This is a genomic window from Saccharopolyspora oryzae, from assembly GCF_027853915.1.
Taxonomy (GTDB): domain Bacteria; phylum Actinomycetota; class Actinomycetes; order Mycobacteriales; family Pseudonocardiaceae; genus Saccharopolyspora; species Saccharopolyspora oryzae.
This window is the reverse complement of sequence record NZ_JAQGLA010000054.1, coordinates 13,690-33,514: the sequence shown is the minus strand read 5'-3', so window position 1 is coordinate 33,514 and position 19,825 is coordinate 13,690. Positions and strand designations below refer to the sequence as shown.

Below are 19,825 nucleotides of genomic sequence, written 5' to 3'. Positions count from 1 at the left end.
TGGCGTGGGCGTGCGAAGGTGCGTCGAAGGGCAACCGTGGTGGGAGGTCGACCATGCAGTGGGCGCAGCAGGTCAACGCGGTGCGGGTGATCGGCACCGGGGTGATGGGGCGCGGCATCGCGCAGATCGCCGCGGCGGCGGGCCTGACCGTGGAGCTCGCCGACGCGCGCACCGAGGCCGTGGCCGGCGCGGTCGACCAGATCGGCCGGATGTTCGACAAGCTGGCCGGCAAGGGCAAGATGACTGCCGAGCAGGCAGCCGCCGCGCGGGACCGGTTGCGGCCGGTGGACAGCCCGCTGGCGCCCACCGAGTGCGACCTGGTGATCGAGGCGGTCCGCGAGGACCTGGACACCAAGCGCGAGCTGTTCGCCGAGCTGGAGAAGATCTGCCCGGCGCACGCCGTGTTCGCCACCAACACCAGCTCGCTGCAGGTCACCTCCATCGCCACCGCGCTGGCCGACCCGAGCCGGCTGGCCGGTCTGCACTTCTTCAACCCGGTGCCGCTGATGCGCCTGGTCGAGGTGATCCCCGGGGCCCGGACCGCGGCGTGGATCCCCGACGCGCTGGTGGAGCTGGTGCGCCGGTTCGGCCACACGCCGGTGCGCGCCACCGACACCCCCGGCTTCCTGGTCAACCACGCCGGTCGCGGACTGGTCACCGAATCGCTGCAGATCCTCGCCGAGGGCCTGGCCTCCACCTCGGACGTCGACCGGATCTGCCGCGACGTGCTGGGCCTGCGGATGGGCCCGTTCGAGCTGATGGACCTGACCGGGCTCGACGTCACCCACCCGGCGATGGAGAGCATCTGGTCCGGCTACTACGGCGACCCGCGGCTGCGCCCGTCGCCGATCACCCGCACCCGCCTGGAGGCCGGTCTGCTCGGCCGCAAGACGGGGGAGGGCTTCTACTCCTACGTCGACGGCGTCAAGCAGGAGGACCCCGAACCGCAGGCCCCGGACTCGGTGGCGCACCCGGTCTGGTCGGACAGCACCGACCTGCTCGACGCGCTGGAAGGCGCGGGTGTGCGGGTCGAGCGGGGTGCCGAACCCTCCGACGAGGCGGTCGTGCTGGTCATGCCGCACGGGCACAGCGCTGCGGGCGCCGCGCGGTCGGCTGATCTGCCCGTCGCGCGGGTGTGTGGTGTGGATCCGCTGAGCACCGAGACCCGCTACGTCTTGTCCGTGCACCCGGCCTGCGACAAGGAGTTCGCGCGATCCGCCTGGGCCGCGCTGGCCGCGACCGGTCGTGCGGTGACGGTGGTGCGCGACAGCCCGGGCATGGTGGCGCAGCGGATCGTCGCCGCGATCGTCAACACGAGCTGCTTCATCGCCGAGCAGCGCTTGGCGAGCCCGGCCGACATCGACACCGCCGTGCGGCTCGCGCTCGGCTACCCGCGCGGACCCCTGGAGTGGGGCCAGCACATCGGTCCGCGCCGGGTGCTGTCGATCCTGCGCGCCCTGCACTCGGCGACCGGCGACCCGCGCTACCGGCCCAGCCGCTGGCTGGTCGAGCGCGCCGAGCTCGGCCTGGACCTCACCGAGACCGGCACCACCCCGCAAGACCTGCTCACCTGACGCATCGGGGCGAACGGACCGTTGGCCCCGCGCATTGCCGATCGAGCGAACGGACCGTTCGCGCCGTCTACTGGGGCGGGCAGTCCGTTCGCTCTCGTCGTGGTGCGCGCGCAACACCGACCAGCAAGAGGAAGATCGTGGACTTCGAACTGACCGACACCCAGACCGCGTTCAAGGAGATGGCGGCGCAGTTCGTCGACGCCGAGATCGTGCCGCACGTGCGCGAGTGGGACCGCCGCGAGGAGGTCGACCTGGCGATCGTGCGCAAGCTCGGCGAACTCGGGTTCCTCGGGCTCACGCTTCCCGAGGAGTACGGCGGGGTCGAGGCCGACATGGTCAGCTACGCGCTGGTCATCGAGGAGCTCGGTCGCGGTGATTCCTCGGTGCGCGGCATCGTGTCGGTGTCGTTGGGTCTGGTCAGCAAGTCCATCGCCAGCTACGGCACCGAGGAGCAGAAGCAGCGTTGGCTGCCGATGCTGAGCAGCGGCGAAGGGCTCGGATGCTTCGCGCTGACCGAACCCGATGCCGGTTCCGACCCGGGGTCGCTGACCACCCGCGCTCGCCGCGACGGCGGGGACTGGGTGATCACCGGCCAGAAGATGTTCATCACCAACGGGACCTGGGCGAAGGTCGCGCTGCTGTTCGCGCGCACCAGCGACGACGGCGGTCGGGGCATCACGGCCTTCCTGGTGCCCACCGATTCGCCCGGCTTCACCGCCAACACCGTGCACGGCAAGCTCGGCCTGCGCGGCCAGGCCACCGCCGAGCTGGTGCTCGACGAGGTGCGGGTGCCGGATTCGGCGCGGCTCGGCGAGGTCGGCAAGGGGCTGGGCATCGCGCTGGGCGCGCTGACCAAGGGCCGGATCTCGGTTGCCGCGGGCGCGGTCGGCGTCGCGCAGGCGGCGTTGAGCGCTGCGACCCGGTACGCGGGGGAGCGGGTGCAGTTCGGCAAGCCGATCGCGTCCCGGCAGCTGGTGCAGGAACTGCTCGCGGATTCCGCGGTGGAGGTGGAGGCGGCGCGGCTGCTGACCTTGCGCGCTGCCTCGATGGCCGAGCGCGGGGTGTCCCGGGAGGCGCTGACCAAGGCGTCGTCGATGGCGAAGCTGCACGCGAGCGAGACCGCCGTCAAGGTGGCCAACAACGCGCTGCAGGTCTTCGGAGGTTACGGGTTCATCGACGAGTACCCGGTGGGCAAGTACCTCCGCGACGCCCGGGTGCTGACCCTTTACGAGGGCACCAGCCAGGTGCAGAAGCTGATCATCGGCCGGTCCCTCACCGGCGTCGACGCGCTGACCTGATCGCCGGCGAGTCCCGGGAAAGCGGGCAGGCATTCGCGCTGACCAGGACGAATGCCTGCGACTACCAGTCGTGCTCGGCGTTGACAAGTCCCTTTTGCAGGGTATGGACGGTGTTTCTCCCCGGTAGCTAGCGTGGCCCGCAATCGGAAACTAAGTTTCCGATTTCTCCGCCGCCAGGATCGCCTTCGACCGAGGAGATGCCGATGAGGTGGCAGAACGCTGTCCGCGCGGTGGCCATCGCCGCGACTCTACTCGTGACCGGCACCGCGGCCCAGGCCGCTGCGCCCGGTGCGACCGCTCCCGCTGGGCTGACCCCCGTCGCGCAGAACGGGGTCCTGTCCGTGTGCGGGATGAAGTTGTGCAACAGCAGCGGTGCTCCGGTGCAGCTGCGGGGGATGAGCACGCACGGCCTGCAGTGGTACAGCCAGTGCGTCAACGACGAATCGCTGGACGTGCTGGCCCAGGACTGGCAGGCCGACGTGCTGCGGATCTCCATGTACATCCAGGAAGGCGGCTACGAGGACGACCCGGCGAAGTTCACCGAGATGGTGAACAACTACGTCGACGACGCCACCGAGCGCGGCATGTACGCGATCATCGACTGGCACATGCTCGACCCGGGCGACCCGAACTTCAACCTGGACCGGGCCAAGACGTTCTTCACCGAAGTGGCGCAGCGCCACAAGGACAAGCCGAACGTGCTCTACGAGATCGCCAACGAGCCCAGCGGCGTCAGCTGGGACGAGATCAAGGGCTACGCCGAAGAGCTGATCCCGGTGATCCGCGAGCAGGACCCGGACTCGGTGGTCCTGGTCGGCACCCGCGCCTGGTCGTCGCTGGGCGTGTCCGAGGACGCCGACGAGAAGGAAGTCGTGGACAACCCGGTCAACGCCGACAACATCATGTACACCTTCCACTTCTACGCGGCCTCGCACGGCGACGAGTACCTGAACACGCTCTCGCGCGCGGCTGACCAGCTGCCGATGTTCGTCACCGAGTTCGGCACGCAGGAGGCCACCGGCGACGGCGGCAACGACTTCGACATGGCCCAGCGCTACCTCGACCTGATGGCCGAGAAGAACATCAGCTGGACCAACTGGAACTACTCCGACGACTCGCGATCCGGCGCGGTGTTCAAGGAAGGCACCTGCGACGCCGGACCGTACGACCAGCTCAAGCCCGCCGGCGAGTGGGTGCGCGAGCGGGTTCGGTGATCGGGGTGCGACGACTGCTCAGCGCGGGCGTCGCGGTCGGTGCGGCAGTGCTCCTGTCGGGCTCGGCCCTGCTCGCCCCGTCGACGTCCTGGGAAGCCGACACCTCCCGCGGCACTTCGGTTTTCGAGGGCGTCGAGGAGAAACCCGGCAGCGTCGACGTGGTCGACGACCCGAAGGGCGAGCACGGCTCGGTGTACCGGATGCACACCTCCGGCGAGCAGCAGGGCTCGGAGCGGGTCCGCGTGGAGACGCGCGGGCACCGCACCGCCGACGGCGATCGGCTGCGGTTCACCGAGGGCGACACCTACTACATCGGCTGGGAGTCGATGTGGGATCCGCTGCCGACGGAGGACGGGGAGTGGGTGGCGCTGTGGCAGCTCAAGGACTACGGATCCGGCGCTGCCACGCCGCCGCTGTCGCTGCGCGCCCGGGGTGACGTGCTCGACCTGGAGTACAACGACCCGGACCTGAAGACCACGCGGCTGTGGGAGATCCCGATGCCGCGGCAGAGCTGGAACAGCTTCGTCGTCGGCGTGCACATCTCCAGCGACCCGGGCCAGGGCTGGGTCCGGTTCTGGTACAACGGCGAGGAACAGCTCCTCGACGGACAGGAGCAGTTCTCCGGCGCCACCCTCCGGGCGGACTTCGTGACCGACAAGTGGGGTGTGTACCGCTCCGACGGGGTGAAGGGCGAGGCCACCGCTTACCTCGCCAACGCGAAGGTCGGCACCAGCTACGCCGATGTTGCGCCGCAATCGGATTCATCCGCGGGGGAGGCGGTGGACGAAGAACCCGAACAATAGGACCGGGAGAGTTTTCCGCCCTGTCCGACGTGGATTTGGAGAAAATCCACATCGGACAGGGCGAACTCGTGCTTCTTCGATTTACTCGTGCTTCGAGGGATTTGTTGCGGTGAAATGAAAAATCGCCCGGGTGGGGGTCCGCCCCCGCCGCCAGACCTGAGCGGACCCCCGATTGTTGGACGCGAATTCCGCGTCACATCCCGGACTTCGAGTCTGAAACTAGGGCAGTCCGGAAACACTGTCAAGGCGTATCTGACTGTTTGAAGAATGTGAATTACCGGGAAAACATTGGCAAATCGCAGAGGATGAATATCCATGTTGGACGCTCCTCGGATCGCCGCCGCGGACCGGTCGAGATGGAATGTCCAATGAGGACTAGATCTGGGTGTGGTCGAAGCCCGGGACGATCCGTTCCGGATGGTTCGTGACCGTCCGGTGCCGACCGGGACGCGCCTTGTGAGCGGTGGTGGCGCTGCGTATCCTCCGGGTGTGGTTGCGGAGCTGGGCTTGCGCGAAACCCACGGCATCCTCGGGCAGCCCTGGGTCGACCCGACGCGGACCAGCGCCGGTCTCGGTTGGCCGCACCTCTACCTCTCCACCCAGCGCGAGCAGCCCTACCGGGCGGCGTTCGACGCCGCCGCCAGCCACCTGGTGATCCTGCACCTCGACGGTCCGGTGACGGTCCGCCGCGGGCAGCGCTTCGCCGAGTCCCGCCGGATCCCGGCGGGCGGGCTGTTCCTGCACCCCGCGGACCGCGACCTGTCCGTCGAGCTCGGCGGGGAGCTGCAGACCGTGCACGTCTACCTCAGCGATGCTGCGCTGCAGGAGGCCGCCGGTGGCCCGGTGGAACTGGCCGAGGAGTTCGGCGGGACGGACCCGCTGCTGGAACAGCTGGTCCTGTCGCTGGACGAGGTGGTGCGCAACTGGGAGCCGTCCGCCCGCACCTACGTCGACCAGCTCAGCTGCCTGCTGGGAGCCCACCTCGCCCGCCGCCACAGCGTCCGCCGGCCGGTGCTCCCGGACGTCGCTGGACTCGCCGACCGGGAGTTCGGCGCGGTGCAGGAGCTGATGCGGGCCCGCCTCGGTGAAGCCCTGCCGCTGGCCGACCTCGCCGCGGTCGCCGGGCTCAGCGTCAGCCAGTTCTCACGGCGGTTCAAAGCGCGCACCGGCGTGGCCCCGCACCGCTACCTGGTGCGGCTGCGCCTGGACCAGGCGTGCCGGCTGCTGCGGACCGGCGAGCAGCCCATCGCCGAGATCGCCGTGGCCTGCGGTTTCTCCCACCAGGAGCACCTGACCCGGGTGATGCGCGACCGGCTCGGCACCACTCCCGCAGAGGTCCGCCGCGCCGGTTGATGCGCGTTTCGTGCCGCGAACACGATCAGAACGTGCAGGCGTCGAGGTGTGCCGTTGCCCAATACTCCGTGCATCGTGATCCGAGTTACACGACGAGCGGAAGGAGGAGGGCATGCGGACCTTCGTCTACGCGATGAATCCCGCGCGCGTGGTGTTCGGCGCCGGGACTCGCGGGCAGGTTCGGGACGAGGTGCAGCGGTTGGGGTGCTCCCGGGTGCTGCTGCTGGGCAGCCCACCGCTGGCCGAGGCGGTGGACGAGATCGCCGGGCAGCTGGGGGAGCTCGCCGTCGCGCGGTTCGACGGGGCTGCCATGCACACGCCGGTGGAGGTCACCGAGCAGGCGCTGGCGGTGGTCCGCGAGCACGCGGTGGACTGCGTGGTGGCGGTCGGCGGCGGCTCCACGACCGGCCTGTCGAAGGCGATCGCCGTTCGCACCGACATCCCGCAGGTGGTGTTGCCGTCCACCTACGCGGGCTCCGAGGTCACCCCGGTGCTGGGCGAGACCGCTGACGGCCGCAAGACCACCCGGTCCTCGCCCGCGGTCCTGCCGGAGACCGTCGTCTACGACGTGGAGCTCACCCTCGGGCTCCCCGTGGCGATGTCGGTGACCAGCGGCATCAACGCGATGGCGCACGCCGTGGAGGCGCTCTACTCGGAGCAGGCCAACCCGGTCGTCGACGGCATGGCGCTCGACGCGATCGGCCGCATGGCCCGCGCCTTGCCGCGCATCGCCGCCGACCCCCGGGACCTCGACGGCCGGGCGGACGCGCTGCACGCGGCGTGGCTGGCGGGTACCTGCTTGGGCGCGGTCGGCATGGGCCTGCACCACAAGCTGTGCCACACCCTCGGCGGCACCTTCGACCTGCCGCACGCGGAAACGCACACCGTGGTGCTCCCGCACGCCATGGCCTACAACGCCCCGGCCGCACCAGAGGCGATGCAGCGCATCGCCGAGGCGCTGGGCGTTGCCGACGCCCCGGCGGGCGTGCACGACCTGATCGCCTCGCTGGGCGGCCCGACGTCGCTGCGGGAGCTCGGCATGCCCGAGTCCGGGATCGCGGAGGCCGCCGACCTGGCCGTGGCCAAGCCCTACCCGAACCCGCGCGAACTCGTCCGCGACGACATCGAGGTGCTGCTGACCGGGGCCTGGCGCGGTGACCGGCCGAGCTCCGGTGGGGGCTCACCCCTCGCGCGGCTGACCGAGCAGGTCGTGGCCAGCTTCGACGCGACGCCCGACCCGCGGGCCAAGCAGCTGCTCACCGACCTGGTCCGGCACCTGCACGAGTACGTGGTCAGCAACGACGTGACCGACGCGGAGTGGGGCCGGGCGATCGACTTCCTGACCCGCACCGGCCAGCTGTGCAGCGACACCCGCCAGGAGTTCGTGCTGCTGTCCGACACCCTCGGCGTCTCCAGCGCGGTGGACCTGCTGACCAACTCCCGAACCCCGGACACCACGCCCTCGGCGGTGCTGGGCCCGTTCTACGTGGAAGGCCCGCCGCCCGCCGAGCACGGCGCGGACATCGCCCAGGGCCTGCCCGGTGAGCCGCTGTGGTGCGACATCGCGGTCACCGATCCGGACGGCGCTCCCGTCTCCGACGCCGTGGTGGACGTGTGGCAGTCCAATGAGGACGGTTTCTACGACGTGCAGCTGCCGGAGCAGGAGGGGCCGGTCCTGCGGGCCCGGTTCCGCACCGGTGCCGACGGCCGGTTGACCTTCTGGTCGATCCTGCCCGCGGACTACCCGATCCCGGACGACGGACCGGTCGGGCAGCTGCTGCAAGCGGTGGGGCGGCACCCGTACCGCGCCGCGCACGTGCACTTCCTGATCGACGCGCCGGGCCACCGCCAGCTGATCACCCAGCTGTTCGTGTCCGGCGGGCAGTACCTCGGCTCCGACACCGTGTTCGGCGTCAAGGACGAGCTGGTCGTCGACATGCCGGCGCAGGACGGTCCCGCCCCCGACGGCCGCCAGGTCGACAGCTGGCGGCGACTCGACTTCACCTTCCACCTCGCACCCGCGGAGAACTGATGCACGACTGCGAAACCGACGTCCTCGTCGTCGGAGCGGGGCCGGCCGGTGGCTCGGCGGCACTGCTGCTGGCGACCTACGGGGTCCGGACTCTGCTGGTGAACAAGTACGGCTGGCTGGCCAACACGCCGCGCGCCCACATCACGAACCAGCGCACCATGGAAGTGCTCCGGGACCTCGGGGTGGAGAGCGAGGCGCTGGCGGTCGGCAGCCCGCCCGAGCTGATGGGCGACACCGTGTTCTGCACCGCGCTGGCCGGTGCGGAGATCGGCCGGATCCGGAGCTGGGGAACCGGTGAGCGCACCGCGACCGAGTACGGCTCGGCCAGCCCGTGCACGATGATCGACTTACCGCAGACCTACCTCGAACCGATCCTGGTCACCCGCGCGGCGGCCCGCGGGGCGAAGGTGCGGATGGACACCGAGTTCCTCGACCTGGAGCAGGACGCCGACGGGGTGACCGCGCGGTTGCGGGACCGCGTGCGCGGCGACGAGTTCACCGTGCGCGCCCGCTACGTCATCGGCGCCGACGGTGCGCGCAGCCGCGTCGCCGAGCAGATCGGCCTGCCGATCGACGGCCAGGCGGGCAAGGCGGGCAGCATGAACATCGTCTTCAACGCCGACCTGAGCCGCTTCGTCGCCCACCGGCCGAGCGTCCTGTACTGGGTGCTGCGGCCCGGCGCGCACCTCGGCGGCATCGGCATGGGCCTGGTGCGGATGGTGCGGCCCTGGAACGAGTGGTTGCTGACCTGGGGTTACGACATCGAGGAAGCGCCGCCGGAGCTGACCGGCGAGCAGGCCGAGCAGATCGTGCACGACCTGATCGGCGACCCGTCGGTACCGGTGGAGATCACCTCGACCTCGCTGTGGACGGTCAACCACAACTACGCCGCGGAGTACTCGTCCGGCCGGGTGTTCTGCGCCGGCGACGCGGTGCACCGGCATCCGCCGTCGAACGGGCTGGGCTCGAACACCTCCGTGCAGGACTCCTACAACCTCGCCTGGAAGCTCGCCATGGTGGTCAAGGGGCACGCAGACCCGGCCCTGCTGGACACCTACAGCGCGGAACGGGCCCCGGTGGGCAAGCAGATCGTGGACCGGGCGAACCTCAGCCGCGACCAGTTCGGCCCGATCTTCGAGGCGCTGGGCGTCGCGGGCGGTGCCAACGACGAGGGCATCGAGCGCGGTTTGGCGGCTTGCTGGTCCGACGACTCCGAGGGCGGCAAGCGCCGGCGGGCGCTGCACGAGGCGATCGAGCTGAAGAACTTCGAGTTCAACGCGCACGGTGTCGAGCTGAACCAGCGCTACCGGTCCTCGGCGGTGCTGGACGACGGAAGTCCCGAGGAGGTCTGGGCGGAGGACGCCGACCTGCACCACCGGCCGACGACGCGCCCCGGGGCCAAGCTGCCGCACGCCTGGCTGGTGGACGCCGACGGCAACCGCACCTCGACCCTCGACCTGGTCGGCGGGGGAGAGTTCAGCGTGGTCACCGGCTTGTCCGGCCAGGTCTGGCAGGAGGCGGTGGCGGACTGCCGCGAGCACTTCGGAGTACCTGTGCGCAGCGTGGTGATCGGTGCTGAAGGCTCCCGCGACGCGTACGGCGACTGGCACCGGCTGTCCGAAGTGGACGAAGACGGTTGCCTGCTGGTCCGCCCGGACGGCTACGTCGCGTGGCGCAGTGCGACGTCGCCGGAAACACCGGAGGCCGCGGCCGAAGAGCTGCGCGCGGCACTCGGCGCGGTCCTGCACCGCTGAGCCCCGGCGCGGGCGCGGCTCGGTCGCGCCCGCGCTCCGGTGGCGAATTCCCTTGATCCCGAGGCAGTTCGAGGTTCCCGCTCGCATCGGCACAGCGCTGTGCCGTTCCCGGAAGGTTCCCGCATGTCACAGTCCCTGCCCAGGAGATCCGTCCTCCGCGGTTCGCTGACCGCCGCTGCGTTCGGCGGTGCCGCGCTGCTCCCGGTCGGGAGCGCCGCTGCCGCCCCGGTCGGTCCGCGCGCCGATGTCGAGCTGGTGCTGCTCGGCACGGCAGCCGGGCCGCCGGTGGAACCCGGCCGCACCGGGATCTCGACGGTCCTGCGCGTGCACGGCAAGAACTACGTGATCGACTGCGGCCGCAGCTCGGTCACCCAGTACCTGGCCGCGGGCCTGCAGTTCCGCGACCTGGACTCGATCTTCATCACGCACCTGCACGCCGACCACGTCTGCGACCTCTACAACTTCTTCCTGCTGGCCGGATTCGGCCGCAACGACGCCGACAGCGCCGACGGCATCTTCGAGCCGGTGCGGGTGTTCGGCCCGCGTTCGGCCGGGCAGTTGCCGCCGGGTTCGCCGGACGCGCCGACGATCGCCCCCGAGGCGCCGGTCCCCGGAATCCGCGAGCTGGTCGAGAGCTGCCACCGCGCCTATGCCTACAGCAGCAATGTCTTCGTGCGCGACACCGGGATCAAGGACGTCCGCACGTTGGTCGACGCGCGCGAGATCGAGCTGCCCGACGTCGGGGCGCACCCGCACGGCCGGACCGCGCCGCGGATGGCGCCGTTCAAGGTCGCCGAGGACGACCGGGTCTCGGTGTCGGCGGTGCTGGTGCCGCACGGCCCGGTGTTCCCGTCGTTGGCGTTCCGCTTCGACACCGACCGCGGTTCGGTGGTGTTCTCGGGGGACACCGCGGAGTCCGAGAACGTCGTGGAACTGGCCAGGGGAGCGGACGTCCTGGTGCACGAAGCGCTCGACCTGGAGTGGTACCGGCAGAGCGGAACGCCGGAGCACAAGATCAGCCACCTGCGCGAATCGCACACCCCGGCGGACGTGGTGGGCTCGATCGCCGAGCGGGCCGGGGTGCGGACGCTGCTGCTGAGCCACCTGGCGCCGGCCCCGCCGAGTTCGGTCTCCGACGCGCGCTGGCGGCGGCAGGCCCGGCAGGGCTTCTCCGGCCGGGTGCTGGTCGGCCGGGACCTCGACCGGTTGCCGCTGCGCTGAGGTGGAGCGGCCCGGCGGGAGGTGCTCGCCTCCCGCCAGGGCTGGTCAGCTGTTGGCTTCGCGGAGCGTGCGCATGGCCTCGGCCAGCGCGGCCGAGTCGGTTTCGCCCAGGGGCGCCAGGACGCGCTGGCGCAGGACCTCGGCGGCGGACTTGCGGGAGCGCTGCGCGATGTCCAGGCCGTGGTCGGTGAGGGCCGCGTAGGTGACGCGGCGGTCGTCCTCGCACGGTTCGCGGCGGATCAGCCCGGCCTTGACCATGCGGTCGGCGACCTTGGTGAAGCCGCCGCTGCTGAGCGCGGCCTCGTGCGCGAGCTTGGTCATCGGCATCCGGTGCTCGGGGGAGCGCACCAGCCGCAGCAGGATGTCGAAGGAAGCGGGGGCGAGGTCGAACTCCTCGGCGATCGCAGCCATCAGCTTGCCCTGGGTGACGTGGTAGCCCTCGATGACGAGACCCCACCAGGTGATGATCTCGTCGTCGTCGGTGCGCGGGTCAGGGCGGGTGCTGCTCACGGTATTGCTCCTCGGAAAGCGGATGTAGCTCCGCCCATTCTACCCCGAAAAGCTTCGAGCGAGAGTCTCTTGCCCGGAAGAGGCAGCCGGAGCTGCGGATCGCGGTAGGGACTCGTGACCCCGATGCTCCGGCCTTCGGCGTGCATGACGTCGTGCGGACGGACGTTGCCCGGTCAAGATTCTCCCTGTTCCCGCCGCGGCTCGCACTGCATTCAAGCGCATCAGGTCCCTCGGTCAGCGGGCGGGGAGGGCGATGGCGGTGACGATCAGGCCGTCGTCGACGAGCCAGCGGCCGGCGAACTCCGCCAGCGCGTTGCCGGCGGGATCCGTTCCGGACTTGAGCAGGTGGGCGGTGAAGGTGCCGTCGAGGCGCAGGTCGAGGCGGGCGTCTTCGAAGCCGAGCCACTCGCGGGTGATCGGGTACCAGGTCTTGTAGACGGTTTCCTTGCAGCTGAACAGGATCCGGTCCCAGCGGAGCTCCGGGCGCGCCGCGGACAGCTCGGCGACCTGGGCGCGCTCGGCGGGGAGGGACACGACGTCGAGCACGCCCTTGGGGAGGGCTTCGTGCGGTTCGGCGTCGATGCCGAGCGACTGCACCTTCGCCTGGTGCGCGACGACCGCCGCTCGGTAGCCCGAGCAGTGCGTGATGCTGCCGATGGTTCCCGCGGGCCACTGCGGCGCTCTGCGCTCGTCGGACACCAGCGGTTCCGGCGCGACGCCGATGCGGCTCAGCGCCTCGCGCGCGCACCAGCGGCCGGTGGTGAACTCCCGGCGGCGCTTGCCCACCGCGCGCGCGATGATCGCCTCCTCCTCCGGGAAGAGCTCCACGTCGGGTGGGTCGGTGAAGGTCTCGACGCAGCTGACCTCGGACGGCAGCAGTCGCTCGATCACGCGCGGTCACCTGCCGCGAACGCCCGACCACCGAGGCCGGCGGCCTCGGAGCGCACGTGCCCCATCGCTAATCCCAATCTGTGGAGTTGGTTTACCGCTCGCTGCGTTCCGGCTACGGTCAACGGCATGATCCGGACGGTGTCCCTGACGACACGAGGTTACGTCGACCTCGTGCGCGTGTCCTCGGCCCTCTGTCGTCCGTAGCGCTTCCCCCTCTTCTTCGCGCGCATTCGCCGCGCGTTCCCCCTTCACCAGTACCCCGCGCTCGTGACCGAACGCGCGCGGCCGGTCGTTGCCCGCGTGGCCCGCCGTTGGCCGCGCCACGCCCTCATGCCCTGCGGAGAGTGCAGATGACCACATCCACCGAACTCGCACCCAGCCGAGATCCGATCGCCGTCACGACCGTGCAGACCCGCACGGCCAAGCGCGAAACCCGGGTCCCGCGTTGGCTTTTCAAACTCATCAGCCCGGTCGCGCTGGTGCTGATCTGGCAGGCGCTGAGCAGTTCCGGAGTGCTCAGCGACGACACCCTGGCCTCGCCCGCGACGGTCGCGGGAACCGCCTTCGAGATGTGGGAGGAGGGCAGGCTGCAAGAGGCGATCGCCGCCTCGATGCAGCGGGTCGGGGCCGGACTGGCGATCGGCGTGCTGGTCGCAGTGGTGCTGGCCACCCTGTCCGGGTTGTTCCGGCGCGGTGAGGACATCATCGACGCGCCGATGCAGATGCTGCGCACGGTGCCGGTGATCGGCCTGATCCCGCTGCTGATCATCTGGTTCGGCATCGGCGAGCAACCCAAGATCGTGCTGATCGCGCTGGCCGTGACCTTCCCGCTCTACATGAACATCTACGGCGGCATCCGCAACGTCGACGCCGCGCTGGTGGAGGCCGCCAAGACGCTCGGCCTGGGCTGGTTCGCGCAGATCCGGCACGTCATCCTGCCCGCGGCGATGCCCAACGCCCTGGTCGGGCTGCGCTTCTCGCTCGGATCGGCGTGGCTGGCGCTGGTGTTCGGCGAGACGATCAACGCCACTGCGGGCATCGGCTACGAGATGAACACGGCCCGCGAGTTCTTCCAGACCGACGTGATCGTCGTCTGCCTGGTGCTCTACGCACTGCTCGGCCTCGTTGCCGATTTCATCGTCCGACTGTTGGAGAGGACTGTGCTGGCATGGCGACCGGCGTTTCGGGGAGCGTAGTGAAACCGGCCGCGGTGCGCGGCCTGACCAGGCGGTTCGGTGACCGGACGGTGCTCGACGAGCTGGACCTGGAGATCGAGCCGGGCCAGTTCGTCGCGCTGCTCGGGCCCAGCGGGTGCGGGAAGAGCACCTTGCTGCGCATCCTGGCCGACCTCGACCGCGAGGTCGGCGGGGACGTCGAGGTGGCGGTGCGGCGCGCGGTGGCCTTCCAGACCCCGCGGCTGATGCCGTGGAAGCGGGTGTGGCGCAACGTCGTGCTCGGCCTCCCGGGCCGCCCGGACAAGGAGCGGGCGGTCGCGGCGCTGGAGGAGGTCGGCCTGGGGCACCGGGTCGACGTGTGGCCGAAGGTGCTCTCCGGCGGGGAGGCGCAGCGCGCGTCCTTGGCACGTGCGCTGGTGCGCGAACCGGACCTGCTGCTGCTCGACGAGCCGTTCTCGGCGCTCGACGCGCTCACCCGGATCAAGGCCCAGCGGCTGGTCGGTGAGCTGTGGCAGCGGCACGGCTGCGCGATCTTGCTGGTCACCCACGACGTCGAGGAGGCGTTGCTGCTGGCCGACCGGGTGTTGGTGATGCGCGACGGGCGCATCGGCTTCGACCAGGTCCTGGACCTGGACCGCCCGCGTGACGTCAGCGATCCGGCTTTCGTGGCCCTGCGCGCGGAACTGCTGTCCTGGCTGGGCGTCGATGAGGGGAGTGCGAAATGACGGTGGAGTTCATCGGGATGATCGGGGCGCAGCACGTCTCGGAGATCCACGCGGCGGACGGGCCGCCGGTCGATCCGGCGTTCCTGCGCGAGTTCGCCCGCGCCCACGAGGAAGCCGGATTCGACCGGGTGCTGATCGGGTACGGGTCGAGCAGCCCGGAGAACACCCAGCTGGCCGCCCACGCCGCGGCGCACACCGAGCGGTTGGGCTTCCTTGTCGCGCACCGGCCGGGTTTCGTGGCACCGACCCTGGCCGCCCGCACCTTCGCCACCGCCGACCAGCTCACCGGTGGCCGCATCGCGGTGCACATCATCACCGGCGGCAACGACGCCGACCAGCGGCGCGACGGCGACTACCTGTCCAAGGAGGAGCGCTACGCGCGCACCGACGAGTACCTGGAGGTCCTGCACCGGGTGTGGACCGCGGAGGGGCCGGTCGACCACGCGGGGGAGCACTACCGCTTCGAGGACTACAACGCCACCGTGAAACCGCTGCAGCGGCCCAGGATTCCGCTGTACTTCGGCGGATCGTCGGAGGCGGCGTACCGGGTCGGCGGCAAGCACGCGGACGTGTTCGCGCTGTGGGGCGAGCCTTTGGCGCAGACCGCGGAGCAGATCGCCGCGGTCCGCGCGGCGGCTGCTGCGGCGGGGCGCACCGAGCCACCGCGGATCAGCGTGTCCTTCAGGCCGATCCTCGGCGCCACCGAGGAGCAGGCGTGGGACCGCGCGCACCGCGTCCTAAACCGGATCAACGCCGCGCGCGGTGGGCTCGCGTCGTTCACCGGGCCGAAAACGCTCAACCCCGGCCAGCAAGTGGCCAACGTCGGCTCGCAGCGCCTGCTGGCCGCCGCCGCGGCCGGCGAACTGCACGACCGTGCACTGTGGACGCCGACGGCCGCGGCGACGAACGCTGCGGGCAACTCGACCGCGCTGGTGGGCACGCCGGAGACCGTTGCCGCGGCGCTGCTCGACTACGTCGACATCGGTGTGACGACGTTGCTGATCCGCGGCTACGACCCGTTCGACGACGCGGTGGACTACGGGCGCGAGCTGATCCCGCTGGTGCGCCAGGAAATCGCCCGCCGCGAAGCCGCCTAGCCACGAACCCGAGGAGATCGACATGACCACCACCGCACCCGGGCTGTCCGAGTTCGCCCGGAACCTCTCGCCCCGCAACAACAGCTTCCCGGCCCGGCCGGTCTTCGACGACGTCGAGGACGAGCGCCGGTTCCGCAAGCAGCGGCTCGCCGCCGCGCTGCGGATCTTCGGCAAGCTCGGCTACAGCGAAGGCGCCGCCGGGCACATCACCGTCCGCGACCCGGAGCTCGCCGACCACTTCTGGGTCAACCCGCTCGGCCGGGCGTTCAGCCGCATCAAGGCCTCCGACCTGCTGCTGGTGAACCACGACGGCCAGATCGTGCACGGCGACCTGCCGGTCAACCAGGCCGCGTTCGCCATCCACTCGCAGATCCACCAGGCCCGTCCGGACGTCGACGCCGCCGCGCACAGCCACTCCATCTGGGGCAAGGCGCTCGCCGCGCTGGGCATCGAACTGCTGCCGATCTCGCAGGACAGCGCCCAGTTCTACGAGGACAACGTGATCGTGCCCGACTTCTCCGGCGTCGTGCTCGACCTGGAGGAAGGCCGCCGGATCGCCTCGACGCTGGGGCAGCGCAGGCTGGCGATCCTGGCCAACCACGGGCTGCTGACCGTCGGCCGCAGCCTGGAGGAAGCGGTGGCGCTGTACGTCGCCGCGGAGCGGAACTCGAAGGTGCAGGTCGTGGCCCAAGCGGCCGGTCCGCTGCAGCAGATCCCGCACGAGATCGCGCGGCACACCTGGGAGCAGTACCAGGAGCACCGCGACCCGGGCTGGGTCACCTTCGCCCCGCTGTTCGAGGAGATCGTCCACGAGCAGCCGGACCTGCTCGACTAGGCGACCACCCGAGCAAGGCGACCATCAACAGGCTTCATGGCTGGAGAACTGAAGAATGCGAACGACCAGAGCTCTGCTCGCCGTGCTGGCAACCGCGCTGCTGGCGGTGACCGGCTGCGCGAAGGAGGATTCGGCCAACTCGTTGTCCGAGGTCACGCTCGTGCTGGGGGACCAGGCGGGTGGCCTGCGGGCGAGGGTCGAGGCCTCGGGCGCCTTCGACGACGCGCCGTACCGGATCAAGTGGGCCAACTTCCAAGGCGCCGCACCGCTCTTCGAAGCGATGCGCTCCGGGGACGTGGACACCGCCACCGCCGCCGACGCGCCCACCGTGCAGGCCATCGCGGGTGGAGTGCCCGCGCGACCGGCGCTGGCCACCGCTGCCTCGCCCAGCTCCACGGCGATCATCGTGCCGCCGGGGTCGCCGATCCGCACCGTGACCGACCTGCGCGGCAAGCACCTCGTGGTGTCCACCGCGCCGGGCAGCGTCTCGCACTACACCGCGCTCGGCGCGCTGGAGGAGGCCGGCCTCACCCCGCAGGACGTGCAGCTGACCTTCAGCCTGCCCACCGACGCGCAGGCCGGGTTCAGCGCCGGGCACGTCGACGCCTGGGCCACCTTCGACCCGTACCTGGCGATCGCCGAGCACTCGGGAGCACGGGTGATCCGCGACGGCGAGGGCATCAACGGCCGCAACGGGATCCTGTCGGTGTCGGCCACTGCCGCGGCGGACCCGCTCAAGCGCGAGGCGCTGGCCGACGCGCTGCGCCGGTTCGAGGCGGCCTGGCGGTGGAGCGATGAGAACCCGGGCGAGTACCAGCGCGTCTACGAGAAGCTGACCTCGCTGGACCCGCCGGTCGCACGGCAGATCCTCACCCGGACCAAGCAGGAAGTCCGGCCGTTGAGCGACGACGTGGTGCGCGACCTGCAAGCCGTCGCCGACCGCTACCTCCAGGCAGGTGTGCTGCGCGAACCGGTCGACGTGGCCGGGGCGTGCGAGCGGGACCTGTACCGGGCGGGGTGAACCGGAGATGACCACGTGGACCCCGAACGGGACCAGCCGGGGCACCATCGCGGTGCTGCCCGGCAGAGGCGAGACGCCGGCGCTCTACGAGCGCTTCGGCCGTCGGCTCGCAGCGGACGGCTACGCGGTGCTGGTACCCGAGCCGGACAGCGATCCGGCCGGCTGGTTCGAGCCGGGCGCGGCGCGGTTCCTGGTGGGCACCGACACCGGGGCGCTGCGCGCTTGGCAGCTGGCGCTGGAGATCGAACTGGACGGTTTGGTGCTGGTGGGCACCCCGCTGGCCGACGGCCTGCCGCCCGCCGACCGTGCCGAGGAGATCGGGGTGCGCACGTCGTGCCCGGTGCACCGGGAACTGCTGCGCAACGACCCCGGTTTCGAGTGGGGGCGGCTGGCCGACGACGTCACCGAACCGCCCGAGCGCCTGCCCGAGATCCCGGTGCTGCTGCTGCACGGTGACGCCGACACCATCGCGCCGGTCGCCCCGGTGGCCGCGCTCGCCGCCCGCCTCCCGCAGAGCTCGCTGGCGGTGTTCAAGGAGGGCGTGCACGACGTCCTCAACGATCAGCACCACCGCAGCGCGGCCGCCCGGATCGTGCTGTTCTGCGAGGAGATCGCCAAGGGGGCGGTGCTGCTGCCCGAGGTGGCGAAGCCGCGCCGCACCGCTCCGGTGCAGGTCTCGGCGCGGGTGGACTACTCGCTGCGCGCGTTGCGCGAGCTGGCGGGCAGCGACGGACCGGTCAAGTGCGCGGTCATCGCGCGCAACCAGCGGATTCCGCTGAACTCCCTGGTCAACCTGATGATCGAACTGCGCCGCGCGGGACTGGTCGCCAGCCAGCGCGGCTGCGACGGCGGGTACTGGTTGGCCCGGGAGGCGGAGGAGATCACGGTCGGCGAGGTTGTGCGCGCGGTGGACGGTGGGGTTACCTCGGTGCACAGCGGTTCACCCGATGCCGACGTGTGGCGCGAACTGGAACGGCAGGTCGCCGACTTCCTCGGCCGGGTGCCGGTGGTCGGCGATCGGTGAAAGAGGAAGGACGCAGATGACCCAGCACGACGCTTTCCACCCGGACCTGGCGACTTCGGTGCCCGAGGAGCAGCGGGCCTCGCTGCGCACCCGGCTGCACCACGTCCGGGCCGCCGACCTGGACAAGAACACCGCGCAGACCGAGGGCATGCGGCGGCTGGCCGCGATCAGCGGTGATCTGGTCGGCTCGGAGCGGATCTGGATGGGCGAGACCCACGTGGCCCCGTCGACGGCCTCGGACAACCACCACCACGGCGAGTCGGAGACGGCGATCCACGTGGTCAGCGGCAACCCGCAGTTCGTCTTCCACGACGGCGACGAGGAGGTCCGGATCAAGACCGGCCCGGGCGACTACATCTTCGTCCCGCCGTTCGTCCCCCACCGCGAGGAGAACCCGGACCCGGACAACCCGGCGGTCGTGGTGATCGCCCGCAGCACCCAGGAAGCGATCGTGGTCAACCTCCCCGAGCTCTACCACCTCGACCCGGAGAGCTGACCGGGCCGGGTGTCCGCCGATGGTGGGGTCGTGCCGCGGTTCGGGAATGGCGGCTCCGGGCGGCGCGTTGCTCGTGGGCATGTCGCAGGAGAACGTAGAGCTCAGCCCCACGAGCTGGGTGCAGGAGCAGACGAAGAAGATCCTCGAGACCGGCACCACCGAGGGCATCAAGATCCAGGGCTCGCCGATCGTGCTGATGACGTTGCGCGGAGCGAAGACCGGCAAGCTGCGCTACACCCCGGTGATGCGGGTGGAGCACGACGGCAAGTACGCGGTCGTGGCGTCCAAGGGCGGTGCCCCCGAACACCCGACCTGGTACCACAACATCAAGGCCCACCCCGAGTTCCGGCTGCAGGACGGAACCGTGACGAAGGACTTCGTCGCGCGCGAGGTCGAAGGCGCCGAACGGGCCGAGTGGTGGGAACGGGCGGTCGCGGCGTACCCGCCCTACGCCGAGTACCAGCAGAAGACCGACCGCCAGATCCCGGTCTTCGTCCTCGAACCGAAGTGACCTGGCAGTCCCGGAGGCCCGTCGACGCGGGCCTCCGGGACTGGCGCTCGACCTCGTCGCGCCTGGCGTTCACTCCGCGGAGATGACGGCGATGAGGTCGCCTTCGTTGACCGCGTCGCCTTCGGCGACCGCGAGGCGGGTCACCACGCCGTCGGTTTCGCTGAGCACCGGGATCTCCATCTTCATCGACTCCAGGACCGCCAGCTCCTGGTCGGCCTTGACCGCCGTGCCCTCGGTCACCAGCACCTTCCAGACGTTGGCGACCATTTCCGCCTTGATCTCCATGTTGTT

At 70.6% G+C, this 19,825-nt stretch carries 19 protein-coding genes; 16 read left to right on the top strand and 3 right to left on the bottom strand.

The annotated features are described in order from the left end of the window. The first annotated feature begins 53 nt into the window (after positions 1–53). From OU415_RS25750 to OU415_RS25715, 8 genes are all read left to right on the top strand, one after another. Positions 54–1,574, top strand: coding sequence for a 3-hydroxyacyl-CoA dehydrogenase (locus OU415_RS25750; protein ID WP_270951787.1), 1,521 nt, complete (start codon positions 54–56; stop codon positions 1,572–1,574). Positions 1,575–1,711: 137 nt separating this feature from the next. Then, positions 1,712–2,872, top strand: a complete 1,161-nt coding sequence (locus OU415_RS25745; RefSeq protein WP_270951786.1) for an acyl-CoA dehydrogenase family protein — start codon at positions 1,712–1,714, stop codon at positions 2,870–2,872. A 203-nt stretch (positions 2,873–3,075) separates the two neighbouring features. Beyond that, positions 3,076–4,086, top strand: coding sequence for a glycoside hydrolase family 5 protein (locus OU415_RS25740; protein ID WP_270951785.1), 1,011 nt, complete (start codon positions 3,076–3,078; stop codon positions 4,084–4,086). Positions 4,087–4,091: 5 nt separating this feature from the next. Then, on the top strand, positions 4,092–4,889 hold the full coding sequence (locus tag OU415_RS25735; protein WP_270951783.1) for a heparin lyase I family protein: 798 nt from the start codon (positions 4,092–4,094) through the stop codon (positions 4,887–4,889). 489 nt (positions 4,890–5,378) lie between these two features. Further along, positions 5,379–6,242: a helix-turn-helix domain-containing protein gene (locus OU415_RS25730; protein WP_270951782.1), complete on the top strand. Its 864-nt coding sequence runs from the start codon at positions 5,379–5,381 to the stop codon at positions 6,240–6,242. Positions 6,243–6,354: 112 nt separating this feature from the next. Next, positions 6,355–8,274: a maleylacetate reductase and hydroxyquinol 1,2-dioxygenase domain-containing protein gene (locus tag OU415_RS25725; RefSeq protein ID WP_270951781.1), complete on the top strand. Its 1,920-nt coding sequence runs from the start codon at positions 6,355–6,357 to the stop codon at positions 8,272–8,274. Beyond that, the gene (locus OU415_RS25720) at positions 8,274–10,028 is read left to right on the top strand and encodes an FAD-dependent oxidoreductase (protein ID WP_270951780.1); all 1,755 of its coding nucleotides are present in this window, start codon (positions 8,274–8,276) and stop codon (positions 10,026–10,028) included. Before OU415_RS25725 ends, OU415_RS25720 begins: the two co-directional genes overlap by 1 nt. Before the next feature lie 123 nt (positions 10,029–10,151). After that, positions 10,152–11,249: an MBL fold metallo-hydrolase gene (locus OU415_RS25715; RefSeq protein WP_270951779.1), complete on the top strand. Its 1,098-nt coding sequence runs from the start codon at positions 10,152–10,154 to the stop codon at positions 11,247–11,249. Between the two features lie 45 nt (positions 11,250–11,294). Here the strand turns inward: OU415_RS25715 and OU415_RS25710 are convergent, their stop codons facing one another. Together OU415_RS25710 and OU415_RS25705 are read right to left on the bottom strand one after the other, a co-directional pair. After that, positions 11,295–11,759: a MarR family winged helix-turn-helix transcriptional regulator gene (locus tag OU415_RS25710; protein WP_270951778.1), complete on the bottom strand. Its 465-nt coding sequence runs from the start codon at positions 11,757–11,759 to the stop codon at positions 11,295–11,297. A gap of 234 nt (positions 11,760–11,993) precedes the next feature. Continuing rightward, positions 11,994–12,650 carry a 4'-phosphopantetheinyl transferase family protein gene (locus OU415_RS25705; RefSeq protein WP_270951776.1) on the bottom strand — a complete coding sequence of 219 codons (657 nt, stop codon included), beginning with the start codon at positions 12,648–12,650 and terminating at the stop codon, positions 11,994–11,996. A gap of 350 nt (positions 12,651–13,000) precedes the next feature. Between OU415_RS25705 and OU415_RS25700 the strand changes: the two genes are divergently transcribed. From OU415_RS25700 to OU415_RS25665, 8 genes are read left to right on the top strand one after another with little or no spacing between them, the layout of a single operon-like run. Further along, positions 13,001–13,846, top strand: a complete 846-nt coding sequence (locus tag OU415_RS25700; protein WP_270951775.1) for an ABC transporter permease — start codon at positions 13,001–13,003, stop codon at positions 13,844–13,846. After that, a complete protein-coding gene (locus OU415_RS25695) occupies positions 13,819–14,550 on the top strand; it encodes an ABC transporter ATP-binding protein (RefSeq protein ID WP_270951774.1) in 732 nt (243 codons plus the stop codon). The genes OU415_RS25700 and OU415_RS25695 overlap by 28 nt, the downstream gene beginning before the upstream one ends. Continuing rightward, on the top strand, positions 14,547–15,647 hold the full coding sequence (locus OU415_RS25690; protein ID WP_270951772.1) for an LLM class flavin-dependent oxidoreductase: 1,101 nt from the start codon (positions 14,547–14,549) through the stop codon (positions 15,645–15,647). Before OU415_RS25695 ends, OU415_RS25690 begins: the two co-directional genes overlap by 4 nt. A gap of 22 nt (positions 15,648–15,669) precedes the next feature. Further along, complete coding sequence (locus tag OU415_RS25685; RefSeq protein ID WP_270951771.1) at positions 15,670–16,482, top strand: class II aldolase/adducin family protein; 813 nt, start codon at positions 15,670–15,672, stop codon at positions 16,480–16,482. 55 nt (positions 16,483–16,537) lie between these two features. Beyond that, positions 16,538–17,503, top strand: coding sequence for an ABC transporter substrate-binding protein (locus tag OU415_RS25680; RefSeq protein ID WP_270951770.1), 966 nt, complete (start codon positions 16,538–16,540; stop codon positions 17,501–17,503). Positions 17,504–17,510: 7 nt separating this feature from the next. Next, complete coding sequence (locus tag OU415_RS25675) at positions 17,511–18,527, top strand: Rrf2 family transcriptional regulator (protein ID WP_270951769.1); 1,017 nt, start codon at positions 17,511–17,513, stop codon at positions 18,525–18,527. Positions 18,528–18,543: 16 nt separating this feature from the next. After that, positions 18,544–19,023 carry a cupin domain-containing protein gene (locus tag OU415_RS25670; protein WP_270951768.1) on the top strand — a complete coding sequence of 160 codons (480 nt, stop codon included), beginning with the start codon at positions 18,544–18,546 and terminating at the stop codon, positions 19,021–19,023. A 46-nt stretch (positions 19,024–19,069) separates the two neighbouring features. Continuing rightward, entirely contained in the window at positions 19,070–19,534 is a 465-nt protein-coding gene (locus OU415_RS25665; RefSeq protein ID WP_270951767.1) for a nitroreductase family deazaflavin-dependent oxidoreductase, read from the top strand. Between the two features lie 69 nt (positions 19,535–19,603). On the opposite strand, the gene OU415_RS25660 is transcribed toward OU415_RS25665, so the two are convergent. After that, the gene (locus OU415_RS25660; protein ID WP_270951766.1) at positions 19,604–19,819 is read right to left on the bottom strand and encodes a biotin/lipoyl-binding carrier protein; all 216 of its coding nucleotides are present in this window, start codon (positions 19,817–19,819) and stop codon (positions 19,604–19,606) included. Positions 19,820–19,825: the final 6 nt, after the last annotated feature.

What these genes read in the sequence shown, in the direction of transcription:
- OU415_RS25725 (WP_270951781.1), top strand. Translation starts at nt 6,355, where the DNA reads ATGCGGACCTTCGTCTACGCGATGAATCCCGCGCGCGTGGTGTTCGGC.
- OU415_RS25660 (WP_270951766.1), bottom strand. Translation starts at nt 19,819, where the DNA reads ATGGAGATCAAGGCGGAAATGGTCGCCAACGTCTGGAAGGTGCTGGTG.
- OU415_RS25690 (WP_270951772.1), top strand. Translation starts at nt 14,547, where the DNA reads ATGACGGTGGAGTTCATCGGGATGATCGGGGCGCAGCACGTCTCGGAG.
- OU415_RS25720 (WP_270951780.1), top strand. Translation starts at nt 8,274, where the DNA reads ATGCACGACTGCGAAACCGACGTCCTCGTCGTCGGAGCGGGGCCGGCC.
- OU415_RS25750 (WP_270951787.1), top strand. Translation starts at nt 54, where the DNA reads ATGCAGTGGGCGCAGCAGGTCAACGCGGTGCGGGTGATCGGCACCGGG.
- OU415_RS25695 (WP_270951774.1), top strand. Translation starts at nt 13,819, where the DNA reads ATGGCGACCGGCGTTTCGGGGAGCGTAGTGAAACCGGCCGCGGTGCGC.
- OU415_RS25740 (WP_270951785.1), top strand. Translation starts at nt 3,076, where the DNA reads ATGAGGTGGCAGAACGCTGTCCGCGCGGTGGCCATCGCCGCGACTCTA.
- OU415_RS25665 (WP_270951767.1), top strand. Translation starts at nt 19,070, where the DNA reads ATGGCGGCTCCGGGCGGCGCGTTGCTCGTGGGCATGTCGCAGGAGAAC.
- OU415_RS25675 (WP_270951769.1), top strand. Translation starts at nt 17,511, where the DNA reads ATGACCACGTGGACCCCGAACGGGACCAGCCGGGGCACCATCGCGGTG.
- OU415_RS25715 (WP_270951779.1), top strand. Translation starts at nt 10,152, where the DNA reads ATGTCACAGTCCCTGCCCAGGAGATCCGTCCTCCGCGGTTCGCTGACC.
- OU415_RS25685 (WP_270951771.1), top strand. Translation starts at nt 15,670, where the DNA reads ATGACCACCACCGCACCCGGGCTGTCCGAGTTCGCCCGGAACCTCTCG.
- OU415_RS25670 (WP_270951768.1), top strand. Translation starts at nt 18,544, where the DNA reads ATGACCCAGCACGACGCTTTCCACCCGGACCTGGCGACTTCGGTGCCC.
- OU415_RS25700 (WP_270951775.1), top strand. Translation starts at nt 13,001, where the DNA reads ATGACCACATCCACCGAACTCGCACCCAGCCGAGATCCGATCGCCGTC.
- OU415_RS25680 (WP_270951770.1), top strand. Translation starts at nt 16,538, where the DNA reads ATGCGAACGACCAGAGCTCTGCTCGCCGTGCTGGCAACCGCGCTGCTG.